14 protein-coding genes are annotated in these 14,502 nt (G+C 59.7%); 6 read left to right on the top strand and 8 right to left on the bottom strand.

The features are described from left to right. Window positions 1-10: 10 nt before the first annotated feature. Window positions 11-616, bottom strand: a complete 606-nt coding sequence (locus tag J3485_RS24435) for a DUF3455 domain-containing protein (RefSeq protein ID WP_206956905.1) — start codon at window positions 614-616, stop codon at window positions 11-13. A gap of 79 nt (window positions 617-695) precedes the next feature. Then, window positions 696-1,778, bottom strand: a complete 1,083-nt coding sequence (locus J3485_RS24430; RefSeq protein WP_242538915.1) for a cytochrome P450 — start codon at window positions 1,776-1,778, stop codon at window positions 696-698. Between the two features lie 581 nt (window positions 1,779-2,359). Here J3485_RS24430 and J3485_RS24425 point away from each other — a divergent pair. Together J3485_RS24425 and J3485_RS24420 are read left to right on the top strand one after the other, a co-directional pair. Then, complete coding sequence (locus J3485_RS24425; RefSeq protein WP_206956903.1) at window positions 2,360-3,469, top strand: cupin-like domain-containing protein; 1,110 nt, start codon at window positions 2,360-2,362, stop codon at window positions 3,467-3,469. Window positions 3,470-3,547: 78 nt separating this feature from the next. Next, the gene (locus J3485_RS24420; RefSeq protein ID WP_206956902.1) at window positions 3,548-3,919 is read left to right on the top strand and encodes a hypothetical protein; all 372 of its coding nucleotides are present in this window, start codon (window positions 3,548-3,550) and stop codon (window positions 3,917-3,919) included. On the opposite strand, the gene J3485_RS24415 is transcribed toward J3485_RS24420, so the two are convergent. The 5 genes from J3485_RS24415 to J3485_RS24395 all read right to left on the bottom strand — a co-directional run bounded on the left by J3485_RS24415 (window position 3,874) and on the right by J3485_RS24395 (window position 8,490). Further along, the gene (locus J3485_RS24415) at window positions 3,874-4,659 is read right to left on the bottom strand and encodes a response regulator transcription factor (RefSeq protein WP_206956901.1); all 786 of its coding nucleotides are present in this window, start codon (window positions 4,657-4,659) and stop codon (window positions 3,874-3,876) included. The genes J3485_RS24420 and J3485_RS24415 overlap by 46 nt on opposite strands. A 557-nt stretch (window positions 4,660-5,216) precedes the next feature. Next, entirely contained in the window at window positions 5,217-5,840 is a 624-nt protein-coding gene (locus tag J3485_RS24410) for a hypothetical protein (protein WP_206956900.1), read from the bottom strand. A gap of 405 nt (window positions 5,841-6,245) precedes the next feature. Beyond that, a complete protein-coding gene (locus J3485_RS24405) occupies window positions 6,246-6,674 on the bottom strand; it encodes a YbgC/FadM family acyl-CoA thioesterase (RefSeq protein WP_206956899.1) in 429 nt (142 codons plus the stop codon). Then, the gene (locus J3485_RS24400; RefSeq protein WP_206956898.1) at window positions 6,671-7,555 is read right to left on the bottom strand and encodes a metal-dependent hydrolase; all 885 of its coding nucleotides are present in this window, start codon (window positions 7,553-7,555) and stop codon (window positions 6,671-6,673) included. The genes J3485_RS24405 and J3485_RS24400 overlap by 4 nt, the downstream gene beginning before the upstream one ends. 53 nt (window positions 7,556-7,608) lie before the next feature. Next, complete coding sequence (locus J3485_RS24395; RefSeq protein WP_206956897.1) at window positions 7,609-8,490, bottom strand: hypothetical protein; 882 nt, start codon at window positions 8,488-8,490, stop codon at window positions 7,609-7,611. Window positions 8,491-8,784: 294 nt separating this feature from the next. On the opposite strand from J3485_RS24395, the gene J3485_RS24390 reads away from it, so the two are divergent. From J3485_RS24390 to J3485_RS24375, 4 genes are all read left to right on the top strand, one after another. After that, window positions 8,785-9,738 carry a GNAT family N-acetyltransferase gene (locus J3485_RS24390; RefSeq protein WP_206956896.1) on the top strand — a complete coding sequence of 318 codons (954 nt, stop codon included), beginning with the start codon at window positions 8,785-8,787 and terminating at the stop codon, window positions 9,736-9,738. 239 nt (window positions 9,739-9,977) lie between these two features. Then, window positions 9,978-11,159, top strand: a complete 1,182-nt coding sequence (locus tag J3485_RS24385) for a secretion protein (RefSeq protein WP_206956895.1) — start codon at window positions 9,978-9,980, stop codon at window positions 11,157-11,159. A gap of 64 nt (window positions 11,160-11,223) precedes the next feature. Next, a complete protein-coding gene (locus J3485_RS24380; protein WP_206956894.1) occupies window positions 11,224-11,469 on the top strand; it encodes a type III secretion protein in 246 nt (81 codons plus the stop codon). 106 nt (window positions 11,470-11,575) lie between these two features. After that, window positions 11,576-11,971, top strand: coding sequence for a type III secretion protein HrpB2 (locus J3485_RS24375; RefSeq protein WP_206956893.1), 396 nt, complete (start codon window positions 11,576-11,578; stop codon window positions 11,969-11,971). A gap of 133 nt (window positions 11,972-12,104) precedes the next feature. Here the strand turns inward: J3485_RS24375 and J3485_RS24370 are convergent, their stop codons facing one another. Then, on the bottom strand, window positions 12,105-14,321 hold the full coding sequence (locus tag J3485_RS24370) for a hypothetical protein (protein WP_206956892.1): 2,217 nt from the start codon (window positions 14,319-14,321) through the stop codon (window positions 12,105-12,107). Window positions 14,322-14,502 lie beyond the last annotated feature (181 nt).

The following is a 14,502-nucleotide window of genomic DNA, read 5'->3' as shown; positions in this document are numbered from 1 at the left end:
GAGACTGCGGTTACTTGGTGACTGAAGCGCGATAGAGTAGGTAGGTCGCGCTATATGGCACGAGTAGCTGCAGTCCTTCGTGCATGCAGCGCGGATTGGGGGGAAGGCCACCCGTCGTTTCGATTCGCAGAATCGAAGACAGATGTGCAAAGCGGCCCTGCGCCGGCGACGCGTTTCCATCGTACTGCACGCTATAACGGGCCCACGTCAGCGTATTGGCATCGACTTGGCTTTGATGCGTCACGATGGCTTTCACGAAGCTGCCGTCGTAGGCGACGAAGTAATCGCCGGGCAGCACCGTGCCGACATTGCGCCGCTTGCGAGTGACGAGGGTACCCGCGGAGCCGACCTGTACCCACTGCAGCGCGGAATTTGAGCGCACGGCGCTACTCGCCGGATCGACCGCCGCCCGCGCGCAACGCCATGTTTCGTCGCCGAGCGTGACGAGGACGTCGTCGAGACTTTGCTTCGGCCCGACTCGCAACTCCGTAGGCAATGCGCTGTTCGCCGACGGTTGAATGGAATGCGCGGCGGTGGACGCGCAGCCTGCGAGTCCGATCATGCTCGATGCGAGGGCTACGCTAGCGGAAACGGCGAAGAAGGAGAGCCGCGTCATGAGAGTCTGATTGGATGCTCGAATACGTGTCATTAGCACGCGAGCCGCGCTTCGCGCCGCCGCGCTCGCAAAAATTTCTTCATCCGAGCGTGACCGTCAAGCGTCGCAATCCTCGGAGGGAAACGCTCGGCGCTCGTTGGAGAGCCTGCTCCTCGATACGCGCATGGGGGAATCGACGGATCAATTCGGTGAAGGCAATTTCTGCTTCCAGCTTGGCAAGCGCCGAACCTAGGCACGTATGAATGCCGTGTCCGAAGGACAGGATGCGTGCGCCGGAGCGGCGGACATCCAACGTGTCGGGGTCGGTGAAGTGCTCGGGGTCTCGATTGGCGGAGCCCAAGAACACCCTGACGAGCTCGCCGGCTCGGATGAGCTTACCCGCCAGCAAGATGTCTTCCGACGCTTCGCGGCTGGTGACCTGAATCGGCGCATCGAATCGAAGCAGTTCATTGACCGCAGTGGACATAATCGACTCGTCGTCGAGCAGCCGCCGCCATTGGTCCGGGTGTGTGAGCAGGGCAAGCAGTCCGTTCCCGAGCAGATGCGTCGTGGTACCGTGCCCGGCCGCGAACAGCAGGATCAGGTTCATGATCAACTCCTGCTCGCTGAGCCGGTCCCCCATCTCCTCGACGGCAATGAGATCGCTCAGCATATCGTTCTCGGGGCACTGCCTGCGCTGCGTGATCAGACCGCGACAATATTCGATGAACGCCCCGATGTCCTGCTCGGCCTGCTGAAATTCGCTTGCGCAAAGCGTGCGTCCCGCGATCAACTGGCCGAATGCGCGGGACCAAACGCGGAGTCTGGGCCAATCCTCGCGGGGCATTCCGAGCATTTGCGCGATGACGGCGACCGGCAACGGCGCAGCGAAATCGCCGATGAAGTCGATACGAATGCCTGCCGTTGCCGCGCGGTCCAGCAGCCCATTGGCGATTTCGGCGATGTGCGGGCGCAGGCCTTCTAGTCGGCGAGGCGTGAAGGCTTTGGCGAAGAGCTTGCGCAGCCTGTTGTGATCGGGCGGATCGAGAAAGAGCATCTGTCGCGCCAGGGCCATGCTCATGAGCGTGGCACCGCCGTCGGCACGATCGCGCGGGAGCACACGTTCGGCGGAAAAGCGGAGGTCGCTCATCACTAACGCAATATCGTCATAGCGGGTCAGCATCCATCCGTTTCCCTTGGCATCCCGGTGCACGGGGTCTTCGAGACGAAGACGGCGAAACAGCGGATACGGATCGGCGAGAATGTCAGGCCGAATCAAATCCTCGGAGCTCAAACTTTCGATGGGGATGTTTTTCACGTCCATATTCGTGCAGTTCTATCGACATACCCCGATCCAATGCCGCGACGCGTGCAATCGCACGCATTGCCATTCCGTTTCGATGACGGCGCAGACAGCTTCATAGCGAGCCGAGCTTGCTGCTGTGTTTGCTCGTAGCGTTGACGCAACGTAGAGCGAATTGTCTATTTGAGCGCACGATCCGCGTGGGTGCGGCCGCGAAACGCGAAGCATTGAACGGATCGACGCACTTATGCGCTTGCGCACTGCGCCTATCGGCAATTCGGCTTCGGATTGTTGCGCTGCACTTCGCCCGGGTGACTGTGTCGACCGTATGTCAGCGTCATACTCGTTCGCAACTTCATCGCATCGTCGGCCCGAATATCATGCGACAAGCTCCTGCATCTCCAGACGACGCTCGGCCTTCAGCGCAGGACGGGTTGGACATTTTGCCGGACCGGCTTCTCATGGTTCTAGCCGAACACTATGCGCCGATGCGAGCGCCGTCGTGTGTCGAGCTGTATGTCACCGATCGGCCCGATGCTAGCCGACGGTTCGCGTTGGGCAATTCGATCGGTTGTTCGCGCCTCGATGCATCCGCAGATGTGCCGGCCGTACGCATCACGACGACGACCGCCGTGCTGAAACATCTGCTCGTGTGTTCGACCACGTTCGACGAGCGCAGCGCTGAAATCGCGGCGTTGGGCGGCATCCGAGTAGAGGGGGCGCAGCGGATTGCAGCCTATTGGTTTCAACTGCTGAAGCGACCCGCACCCGAAGTATCGGCGGCGCTCGAGCGTGCAAGAGCGCGAGAGCAGCCGGCATTGCGGGAAGTCGACATCATCGACGTGCGCGATACGCCAGCATGGCCGCAGCGAATCGTGACATCGATCCTCGAAGGAGCGCCGCTGCTGGCGCGTGGGGCCATCGATTGGCCGGAGGTTGACTGGACGCTGTCCGAGTGGTGCGAGCGGGATGGGGCGACGGTGTTGAGAGGCGATCCGCGGACAGGGCGTGTGCAGACGCTGAAGGACATGATCGGGGCGCTCGATGAAACGCGCGCGAGACTCTCCCCGGTATCGAACTACACCGGGGGCAGTCCGGTCCCGCCGGCATGGAAAGAACGCTTTCGCGTGCCGGGGTTTGCCGCCGCGCTTTTTGGCGCAGCGCAATTATGGTTCGGCAAGCTGAGCGAGGAAACGCTCGTGACCAATCTGCATTGCGACATCAACAATTCGTTTCTCGCGCAGGTGCATGGTTCCAAGCGCGTGCGGCTTTTTCCGCCTCGGGAAGCGTGCAATGTCTATGCACTCGACGTGTTCAATACCTATCGGCCGTGTCGCGTCGACGCGGATGCGCCCGATTTGGCGCGCTTTCCCCGCTTTGCGCGGGCTCGTTATGTCGACGTGACGATTCATGCCGGGGATCTCTTGGTGATTCCGACAGGATGGTTTCATTGCGTCTGGGCGAAGGGCGCGACGATGTCGATAAGCCGCTTCGCGGCCGACGCTTCCATCGAAAGCCACGCGCATGCGAGCAAGCATGGCGCGTCCGTTTCACTCGCGTGGATGGCCTGACACATGAATCGATTTGTGAATCGACGTACCGGTGGTTGCGCTTCGTGGTTTGTCGGGCGACAGGCCGGATGTCTTGCATTGACCAGCGCACTGATTGTCACCTCGCTGAGCGGGCTGCCTGCGTATGCGCAGACCAACGGCATTCGCAGCGCAGCCGGCGTGGGTGAGCAAGCTGTGCCGCCGGCGGAAACCTGTGCCGATAGGGCCGCGCGAGCACGGACGGTCGCGGAAGATCGCGACTCGGGGGTCACGCGGCAGCAAGAGTTGAGCAAGCTGAAGGCGCAGTGGTCGCGATCACCTTTGGAGCGCGAGGACGAAACACCGGCGATGCTGGCCCTGTTGGTGAACGGGATTTACGACGCCTACGGGGAGATTCCGGCAAGGACGATCTATGACAGATATCTTCAATACTGCACCGCGCGTAGGCATTCCGATGATGTTGGGCAATGAGGTAGGCCAGCCGGCTCGCCCGTCGGCGGCAATTCGATGCGCTCGTGCTCGTCATCGACGTCGATGCGATAACCATGCGCGTACATCGTGCGCAGTTGCACGCCGTTGGACCCACTGAGATCGAGCTTCTTGCGCAGCTTGTAGATGTGCTGTTCGAGCGTGCGGCCGACAATGTCTTCGGTGCAACTCCAAATGGCGCCTGCCATCATGTGCCGGCTGACATACTGGCCCGCGTACGAGAACAGCAGCCACGCGACGGCAAATTCGCGCGCGGTGAGCCGAATTTCGCGTCCGTCGAGCTGCACCACGCCGGCTTTGCGATCGAGCCGATACGGGCCGCATTCGATCCAGTCCTCCGAGCGCGGCGGCGCGATCGATCTGCTGCGGCGCGACGCTAGGCGGATGCGCACAGCGAGTTCGTTGCGATCGATCGGCGAGCGCACGACGTCGTCGGCGCCGATGCTGAAAGCACGTTCGATCTCATCGCGGCTGTCGAACGAACCGACCACGATCAGCGGCGCACGCCGGTCGCCGTAGCACGCGCGTCGTGCGAACAAGGCGCGCTTTGCATCGACGCCGGTTGCCGCGTCGACGATGATCGCGTCGTACTCCTCGCGGCATATCGCGCGAGACAGCGCCATGTCGTCAAAGAACCGGAAGCATTCGATCGTTTCTTCGCCGGAGCATAGGCAGATCAGATTGAATAGGTTGCTGTTGGGTGTCATCACGGCAAGTTTCACGTTGCTCTCCAAGGAAAGCGTCAAAGACGTATTTCCGTATCTATGCGGTTGCGGGCCGCGTTATCGCAAGCTACGGACGTTCGTCATTCAGGGATGTAACAAATTGTGTCTCTGAAATCGTGGCCATTTGAGATTTCCTTCTGCCACGCGGATTCGCCGATGTCGTTTTTAAACGGGGTAGGCCGCAAGATCGACGTTGTTTCAACGGAAATCCGTGTTGACCGTCCGGTCGGTAGTTATTGCGGTGCTGTGAGGGGAAAGCGGTAACGGTGCCGTGCATGCTTCGCAAACCCGCGCTGCATAAGCCCTGCCAAACCTTTCTGTTTCGTAAGGATGCCTCAGATTTTTTGAGTATTTTTTTGGCATCGCAAAGCGCGCTTTCCCCGTCGATGCGACTGAATTGCGAATAGCGGTCTTGAAGGTTTCGTTCGATCTCGAGAAATTACGATAGTTCGTACTTGCCGGACATGTTGTCGAATTGCTTCTTTAGCAGTGAAAGTGCAAATGACTCCGTGCGTCATGCCCTCCATGCCGCGCGACGTTCCTTGCGTCGCCGGTTATGCGCCTTCGCTCGACGAGCCAAGGTGCCTGTCAAAAGATCGAGCGCCTCCTAACCACTGATTCATCTGTTCAGATGGCAGTTGCGCAGCCATACGAGCGACCTGCAAGGCGGCGCGATGCTGGTTCTCCGGCGGCAGATACTGGATCTGTCGGTCTAGCATGTCCATCCAAGGGGCTCGCTGCTCGGCAGGCAACTGCGAGACCCGATTGGCTACGCCCGAGAACAGCGGAAACCGGAGCGGCTCCCGCAGACGCGAGATTTGTTCGGCGACCATATTCGTCCACTGCCGTCGTGGATCCGCGGGCATCCCGGCGACCTGATCGGCGACCCGGTGGTACATCGGCAGCCGGTCGTCGGCTGGTAGCAGCATCATGTGGGCGGTGATTGTCCCCAACGCTACGCCTTGCTGTTTGACGGGTAGGTGAGAGATCACATCGAGTAGATGCTCGAAAGCGGGTCGCCGCCCGGCCTCTGGGAATTTGGATATCGTCGAGGCGAGATCGCGCAGTACCTCGCATTGATGGTCGACGGGTAGTCGGGGGACCTGGCCGGCCAACCTTTTGAGCATCGGCATCTGCTCCGCGTGTGGCAACTCATGAAGCTGGATAATGCCGTTCACGACCTGATCCAAGGAAAGATCGGGTGCCGTTGATCGATTGGTTTGCGAGGATGCGAACCGTGCCGTTTTCCTAGTCGCACCTGATGGCGACTCCGAGCGAGGCGGCAGCTCACCTAACGCGCCAAAGTGGTGCTTGCTCGTGGAAGGGGCGGATATGTCGGGCTTCTGGGGGCCGGGCGGCCGGTCAGAACCGGAAGGATCGGGAATGCCGGGGACGCCGGGGCCAATGCGAGGGGGACCCATTTCCTTTTTCCATGAGCGAAACGACTTATTTAGCCCGGTGCGTATTGCCTGTGTCTTTTCAAAATGCGAAGGCGTGTTTCGGCGGCAGAAGAAACCGCCTGTGAGTTCATATCAGTGAGTTTGAATCGCCCTCGGTCGATACTTGAGAGAGCGATATATTTTTTATTCGATATGAGCATCAACGAGCGCTGATCGCAACGGCGCGGGTAGGGGCGCCAGCGTACGGTTACGAATACTCACGCAAGCGAGCTTGATGTCGCATTGGGCGAGAATCTCTTCGCCGCGAGATACCGTTTGATCGGCCACGACGACGCCACGCGCACCGATCGTCGCAAACCCGTGTATCGCTAAATCGTCGTCCAACTCGGCTGGCCGACGATAGTTCAGCGAGACGTGCACGACAGCGAATGCAACACCGTACTCGACATCGAGACGGCGTGCACTGAATCCGGCCGCAGCCAACCAGTCGGCACGCGCCCGTTCGAACCATCTCAGGTATGCGCTGTGATGCGCGACTCCCGCGGCGTCGGTATCCGCGTGATACACGCGTAGCGGACAGCCTGGCAATTCGATTCGCCACGCGGATCTCAATGTCGATCTCCTTGAGGGTGGTTGTGCCGTTCGCGCCGGCCAGTGTTCATGTTTCTTGCTTTCCATTGTTCAACCAACCAAAAATCCTTTCGTTTGGATGGATGAAAGGATAAGTTGAAGTAAGCCAGGAAGCTGGGGGCCAATCGTCGGAATAGGCCTGGAGAGATCCATAGAAAAACGAACAAATCGAACCAATGCGACGCAGTCGATCGCGTCGACCGCTGCGATAAGAGATCGTTGAAATTCGCAAACAGGCGCTTCATGAAATTGAACGTCACTTCAAGCGCCGCGCGGCAGCGCGACAAATACGACGCAAGGCCATCGCCATAGGCGGCACGAAACACATCGAATGCCACCGCCTTGTGCTCGATTTCCTCCGCGGCGTGCCACTGCCACAGCGCGGACATTTGCTCGTCGCCACGCATCACGCCATCCTTGAACAGGATTTCATGCGCGAGCGATGCGGTGAAATGTTCCATCGCAATCGTCATTGCCAGTCGCCGTTTGGGGCTCACTTTGTTCAGTGATTGCGCGAACATCCTGATATCCATGTGATCGGTCGCGAATCCGCTTTCGTTCAGCATGTCGATATGCAGCCGGTGCTCGCGGCTGTGTACCGCCTCCTGCTGCATGAAGCCTTGAAGATCGCGACGGAGCGACGCGTCCGCAACGCTGCTACGATGCTCGCGAACGCTGTGAATGAAGAATTTTTCTCCTTTCGGAAAAAATAAAGACATTGCATTGAAAAATTGCGAAACCGCCAGACCGGCATCGTGCCAGTGAGTCGGGTCGCAATAGGAAAGATCGAAGGCGACATTTCGCGCTTCGATTCTGAGAAGAGAAGCATCAGCGTCGAGTGATTCCATTGAATTGACTTCCATTGCAACCATCCATATGTGGCTGAGTGAGTTGGTCGAGCTATATAGACGCCCCATCACGGGCGGAGATACTTACTAAAAGATCGGTCAACCGAATTGACACCGTCTAACCACCGGTTCCGCTCGTCGAGCGGCAGTTGTCCAACCATACTGACGACCTGTCTGGACGCGCGATACCGGTCCCCTCTCGGTAGCCATTCGATCTGTCGGTCCAGCATGCCCAACCAATGCTCTTGCTGGTCAATGGGCAACTGAGCGACTCGCTTGGCGATGCTCCGGAACATCGGCAAGCGAGCAGATTCGCTGCGTTGTCTGATCTGCCGGGCGACCAGGCTCGTCCATTGCCATTGCTGATAAGCAGGCATATCGGCAACCTGATGTGCGACGCGCTGGTCCATCGGCTGCCGTTGGTCGCGCGGCAGCATTCTGATTTCGTGGGTGATCGCGCTCAACGCTTCGCCTTGGCGTTCAACGGACAGTCGCGGGACCACGTCGAGCAGATGCTCGATTGCCTGCAGCCGGTCGACGCGCGGCAACTCGTACATCTTTGAGGCGAGCGCGCGCAGCGCCTCGCCTTGATCGTCTGCGGCTAATTGGACGACATGAGCCGCCAACTGTTTGAGCATCGGCATCCGGCCAGCACGTGGCAGCGCAGGGATATTTTTCGCGCCTTCCACGATCCGATTCAAAGACAAGCTGGGTTGCGTTGGTCGACCGGGTTGATCAGATGCGAACCGAGCGCTTCCAGTTTCGCCGGACGAGGACTCCGGGCGGCGCGGTAATCCGCCTAACGCACCCGCGTCGTTCGTGTTCGCGGAGGGCTCGGATTTATCAGGCTTCTTCGGGTCGACCGGTTCGTTAGAACCCGAAGGATCGAAGCTGCCATCGCCAATGCGGGGGGGATCCATTTTCTTGCCGCCGTGAATGAAACGGCCCATTTAGCCCGGCCCGCGTTGCCGGTGTCGTGTTCCGAGGCGAAGGCATGTTTTCGCGACGGAAGGCAATGCCGACGAGTGCGGCGAGAGGCGCATTCGTATGACCAACACGTTGGCCCGTCATGGACTTGCTTCGCCTACCCGAACCGTCGTGCGGAACTGGATTTCCGCACGATCCCGCGTTGAACGTATGTTGCGGTCGGCTACGTGCGGCGCAATATAGGAACGCTTGAAGAACGGCTGCACGAAGTAAGTACCGAATTCTCCGAGCATGTTTACCCCTGACCGAAGGAGCGCATGAACAACGTTACGTCGACCGGCGGCCCGAGCGAGCCCTTTCATCACGACGACAACGACGGTGTGGACAATGGGGAGTTGCGACCCGACAGCAGTCCATCTACGTCGCTGTCAGTGCCTCAGCAGTTGCACGCGCTTGCCCCACGCTCCGATTCCAGCCGTCGGGCCTTCGACGGAACGTTTGCGAGCGCATTGGCAAGCGACAGCGGACCCGCGAAGTGGGGCCGCGTCGAGGATCTTTCAATGGGCGACCTAACGAAAATACGACGCCTGGACGTGGAGGCGTTCGGTGCGTATCAGACTGTATCGGTGGAAGATCTGAAGCTCATAGGCGCGCATGGATTCTTCGTTGGCATCCCAAACCAGACAGGAGAGCTCGTTGCTTATGCGGCGGTTATCAATCGTCCATGCGATTACTGCGACATTCAGTACGTCGCTCAGCTCTCGCCGAAGCAATGGTATCTGGAGGTCTTCGCCGTTTCCCCCTCGCTCTTTGGGAACGGGCTCGGCGCAAAGGTGCTCACTAACATAATGCGCACGGCGCAGCGCAATGGCGTGGAGGAGATGCGCGCATCGCTGCGGCCGGAAAACCACACGTCCATGCATAGGCTGGTGAACAGTAATCGGTTCGATGTCGTCGGCTATCACGACAACTACTTTCCGGGCAGCGATGGCGACAGATTGATCGTGCGCCGAGATTTCACGCAGAACAAGCGGCACGAAATAGATGTGACGGCTATGCGTACGACCGATCTTGACGACCATATGGAGCAAGAATCGACCCATACGATCGGCATCCCGATCGGAGATGACAAGGACGCGCAGACGAGATCCCTGCTTCGTCGGGCGCTGGCGCAGGGATTCGTTGGCGTCGCCTATTTGCGGCAAATAGTTCTGGATGTACCTAGCATTCTGGCGTTCGTCCATCCGCAGCGCATGAATAGCGCGCAATGACCGCGGCGGCAACGACCCCGACCCGCGATTATCAAAGCCGAATCAAGCCTTGTCATACGCAGGAATCGTGAAGTCTGCATGCGAGTTCTCGGCTTCGCGTGCGCTGGGTAGGCTTCGTGTTCCGTGAAGACGTAGCCGCGTAGCGCGAATATCTTGAACGCAATACGTGTGTGCACGCGAATTGTGCGCAGCGGTGGGTGCTTATGCCCGGTGCATGTGAGCGGACGAGAGGAAGCGCGATGAAGATTCTTCGAATACTGACCGGCATCCATGCGGGCGCGTCGCTCGAGTTGACGCACGGGTTGCACCGTATCGGTAGCGACGAAGAGGCCGATGTTTGCCTGACCGACTGGCAAGGTCCCGACGCAACGTTGGACGTGGATGCGGCGGACGTCGTACGCATTACGCGCGATCTTGCCGGCAACAAGGAGGGCGCGGGCGACCCCGTCGACAACGAGGAAGCCGGATCGGTCCTGCTCGTCGATTTCGTTCCGATGCAGTTCGACGACCTCGTGCTGTGCATCGGGCCCAACGACGTTGCGTGGCCGGCGGACGTCGATCTGCTCTCTACGCTGCTCGCCAGCCCCGTCAAATCGCAGTTGGCCTCGTTTCGGCGGCAACAGCAGCGGCGGCATCAACTGATCGCGGTGGCCGGTTGTGCCGTGCTCGGGAGCTTGATCGTGGCCGGCACCTTGGTGGGCACGACGCAACTGAGTCGCGCGGCGTTTCCGCCGAGCGCGGATGAGCGCACGGTACGCGTGGCGCAGGCACTCGTGGACGCGCATGTGAGCGGGCTGCATGCTCAGGCGCTGGGCAATACCGTGGTGGTGACGGGGATGGTAGCGACGCCCAGCGACGACAGCGCGGTGCGCGCATTGCTCCAGCGGGTAGCGCCTAATGGCGTGGAACGCCGATACGACGTCGCCCAGGACGACGCACGCAGCCTCCAGGACTCGCTCGGTATCGTCGGCACGCATGTGTCCTATGGCGGCGACGGCCGATTCCTCATTACGGGTACGGTGGCCGATATGGACGGGCTACGTGCAGCCGTCGCTCGCGTCCGCGGCGATTTGGATTCGAACGTGAAGATGCTCGTCATTCAGGCCCAACAGGCTTCGTCTCCCGTGCCGGAAGCGCCGGCAACATACTCGGAAATGGTCGCCACCGACGACGTGCGATATGCCGAAACGCCCGACGGCGTCAAACACATCTTTGCCATCGATATTCCTGCTTCGTCGCCTGTCGCCGCCAGTTCGCCGCAGGTCGACGCGCCGGTGGCCGCAAGCGGTGGCGTGAATGCGACGCCCGCATCGCCTGCCGTCAGGGCGACGGCTGCATACGGCACATCATTCCCGGGGCTACCCAATGCGTGGAGCCCGCCGCCGCGCCGCTCGGCATCGGCATCGGCATCGGCAGGCTGAACGGAAAGTGTCGCGGTCGATGCTGCATGCCAGTACGTTTTATTTTTAGTGATTGGAGAACGTCATGTACGAAGCGATTGAAGCGCATGCCGCCGAATTCGATGAGTTGCGAGCCGTGCTTGCGAGGCAGGATAGCGTGACCATCGAAGCGATACGCAGCGCACTCGAAGCGACGGCCAGCCGCATCGGCGAGACGCAAAGCCACAGCGAATTGGATCGCAATAATCTGTCGCGTCTGTATCGCGGCTTTATGGCGGCGTCGCGCGTGCTCGGACATTTTCAGGAGGTAGGTTCGGCAGCGTCGCGCTGAATGTGCTTCGCGCGTCCTATCGGAGCGAGCGGACCGGATCATCGAGATCGGACCGATCGATCTCGATCGATGTCCGTTCGGTTTTTGCGTGCAATAGGAGGATTCAATGACCGCTGGTATCGAAGCCGCGCAGATGCAGGCTGAACTCGCCAAACTCGCGGAAGGGGGCGGTGCGCTATCGCAAACGCCGGCGGAACTCGCCGATAAATTCCAGTCGCTGATGCAGCGAGCGCAGCTCGCGCCGCCAAGCGATCCGGGGAGCTCTCACGGTGTCGAAGCCGCGTCGAAAATGCTTCGTCAACAAGATGTGGAGCTCGAGCGCATCTCCGCGGACGCAGACGCATTCAACGCCTCGGCGGCGAACATGTCGATGCAACAACTCTCCGCGGCCGGCATGCGATTGATGATGGAGATGTCGACCGCACAGATCGACTTGCAGGCGAAGATGGGCGTGGTCGAATCGTCGAAGACGTCGATCGAGACGTTGATGAGAAATCAGTAGGTTTCGAATCACTTCTTGAGACGGCACGCTTTGGCGTGCTGTCTAGGAAGAGAATCGCGGCGACGCCACGCAAAATGCCAGCCGGCACCCATAGCCGGCTCGAATAGATTGCTTCTTGTTACGCCTTGTGCAATTAGTCGTCGATCGTGTCTGTGGGACCGTGTGCCTGCTGAGAATCTTGCGGCAGATCTACCGGCTTACGACGCCTCACGAAGCGATTCCAGCGTGCATCGAAAGAGCGGCCGAATGCCCAGATCGAAAATGCGCCAATGATGGTTTCATAGGAGCCGGCGAGCGCATACAGCAGCGGCTGATGGAGAAACCAAGGACCAGCAGCAAAGCCTACCAGCGGCGACGACAACGTGCCTGCCATTAAGCCGAGGGTTGCGGGGTTGACCGCGACGGCTTCGTTGGTACCGGCAGCGAATGGTCTCTGCTGCATCGACAGTTCACCGTGCTTACGAAGCTGGCGCAACAATTTCCGTGCACGTATTTGGGAACGCGACAGTCGATCGCGGACAGCGGCGCGTTCGGCCTGTGATGCACCGGTCGCTTCCAGCGATGCATCGATCATTCTGAGGAGGTCTTCTTTCGAGACGCTTCTCTTGTTGATGGTGTCGAGCAATGCGCGCGTTTCCTCGTTAAGATTGAGATTCGGTGGCAATTTATTTTCGCGTTTTAGGCGCTCATAATTTTTCGCAAACCAACGGATTGACAGCATGGCGGTCGTGAATGATAAGGCTACCGCGCTGAGGGAATACATCGCGCCGCCCACGTGATCACCGACCGCTTTCACTGCTTCATCGATCGCGTTTGCCATTGCCAGTGCGGCCAGCGCGATCGGCGCTGTTATGCCAGCTCGGCCGAGCATCTCGCGGAGAGTCATGCCGGCTTGTTTCAGTGCCGGCCAGTTTGAAAACTCGCCTGCGATGTCGTCGCCGCCGGCCATGACGGCCTTGTCGATGCCATCTAGATGCGGCACAAGTTGGAGGAGATCGGCCATCGGCGACATGACAGCGAGCATGACTATTATCTTCGCTGTGCTTTCCGACGTGCGCTTTGCGTCGTCAAACGTCATTCTGCGGCGTGCGTACTCGCTTCCGAAATGTTCGCGTAGGGAGTTATTGATCGGTCTGAGCGATAAGCCGTCGGCTTCAGCTGGCGACGTTGACGTCACATACATCGCACTTTCGGAGAAAGCCTTGATCAGCTTGACGGATCCCTGGATGTCGGTTTTCTCGTCGAGCTCGTCGTCGTGTTGACGAGCGGCCAACGCAGCGCGAAACGGCTCGTTCTTAAATTTCTTCAACGCCGCGTTTTTGCTCTTGGCATTGTCCGTCCGAACCTTCTCGATGTCCTTTTCGAGCACACTCGGCTCGATGCCGAAGGCTACCAGTCTCGAAAGCCAGGTAGAGACGAACTTGTGCTGCGAATTCGTAGCGACGTGTCGAATGGCATCCAGTACCACGTCCGGTGTTTGCTTGCATCGAACGAGAGTTAGTTTAGCGCCGCTTTCTTGCAGCGCTTGCAGCATGGGCCCGATCTGCGGATGCAGTGCGACGAGTCGCGCGACTTCCCGCGGCGGCGCATCGTTGATGTCGAAATCGTGTCGTTCGAAGTGTTTCTCTATGAAGCCTGCCGCGGCGGGGCCGCTGTCGATGTTCAATGCACTGAGTGTCTCGTGCCGTGCCGCGAGCATGACCCGCGCTTCATCCGGCAGCTGTGCCACGACATGCTCCGGCCAATTGACGAGGTGCTCGGCTTCGAATTTGAGATCGGGTTGCCCGTGAACACACAGCGTCAGCGGCTGTATCCAATGCGGCCCGCCTTCCGATGCCGGTGCGACATAGACCGCTTGACGCTGCGAGTTGCTTAGACGGTCGAACCACCGGGCCATCTGCCCCCCGGAACGGACATCGGTCTCCCTATCGATCGCACGCTCTACCTGAGATTTCTCGACTTGAGCGATCCGTTGTGCCTCTGTCGTTACGCGAGGTATAGCGTTCCACATTGTTTCGAGCGCGCGGCGCGTAGTTGACGGCGACGTCAGTCCCAAGTGACGCGCGACGGCCTGCGGGCTCACGTCTACTTCCATTGACTCGGCATCCGCCAACAATGTCGCTGCACGCGTGATGTCTTCTTCGAGTACGGCACGCTGCAGGGAGGAGGACGGCCGACGAAGTTTGTGGGGGATCCATCCTTTGCCATGCTTCTGGGCCCGAGACTCGAGACCATCCACGCCGGCGGGACCGCTCGAAGGCTGCGCGGGTGTGCGTCGCTCGGCTGGGCCGGATCCATTGTCGCTATCGCCGCCCGAAGGCGAGGGGCCGACGGATGAAACGTTGTCCATCTGATTGACTCCGGTGGGGGTTCATCGGGATCTGTGCCGCTAGGCTCTGCAATCTGCCTGGGGTGTCTGACTAGATGCCTCGATGACATTTAATCGCAGCATTGGACATTGCGCCTCACTGAACACGCATGCGCTTTCGCGAATACGCAGCGCGAGCGGCTAGATCGATCCCCTGCGTGTC

It is taken from the genome of Trinickia acidisoli (assembly GCF_017315725.1).
GTDB lineage: Bacteria > Pseudomonadota > Gammaproteobacteria > Burkholderiales > Burkholderiaceae > Trinickia > Trinickia acidisoli.
The sequence above is the reverse complement of the archived record's forward strand: the minus strand, read 5'-3'. Positions and strand labels throughout refer to the sequence as shown.

Bases quoted from the DNA above. Each gene is read 5' to 3' on its own strand.
- J3485_RS24375 (WP_206956893.1), top strand. From the start codon at position 11,576: ATGACCGCTGGTATCGAAGCCGCGCAGATGCAGGCTGAACTCGCCAAA.
- J3485_RS24430 (WP_242538915.1), bottom strand. From the start codon at position 1,778: ATGCTGACCCGCTATGACGATATTGCGTTAGTGATGAGCGACCTCCGC.
- J3485_RS24400 (WP_206956898.1), bottom strand. From the start codon at position 7,555: ATGGAAGTCAATTCAATGGAATCACTCGACGCTGATGCTTCTCTTCTC.
- J3485_RS24425 (WP_206956903.1), top strand. From the start codon at position 2,360: ATGGTTCTAGCCGAACACTATGCGCCGATGCGAGCGCCGTCGTGTGTC.
- J3485_RS24385 (WP_206956895.1), top strand. From the start codon at position 9,978: ATGAAGATTCTTCGAATACTGACCGGCATCCATGCGGGCGCGTCGCTC.
- J3485_RS24435 (WP_206956905.1), bottom strand. From the start codon at position 616: ATGACGCGGCTCTCCTTCTTCGCCGTTTCCGCTAGCGTAGCCCTCGCA.
- J3485_RS24370 (WP_206956892.1), bottom strand. From the start codon at position 14,321: ATGGACAACGTTTCATCCGTCGGCCCCTCGCCTTCGGGCGGCGATAGC.
- J3485_RS24380 (WP_206956894.1), top strand. From the start codon at position 11,224: ATGTACGAAGCGATTGAAGCGCATGCCGCCGAATTCGATGAGTTGCGA.
- J3485_RS24395 (WP_206956897.1), bottom strand. From the start codon at position 8,490: ATGGGCCGTTTCATTCACGGCGGCAAGAAAATGGATCCCCCCCGCATT.
- J3485_RS24390 (WP_206956896.1), top strand. From the start codon at position 8,785: ATGAACAACGTTACGTCGACCGGCGGCCCGAGCGAGCCCTTTCATCAC.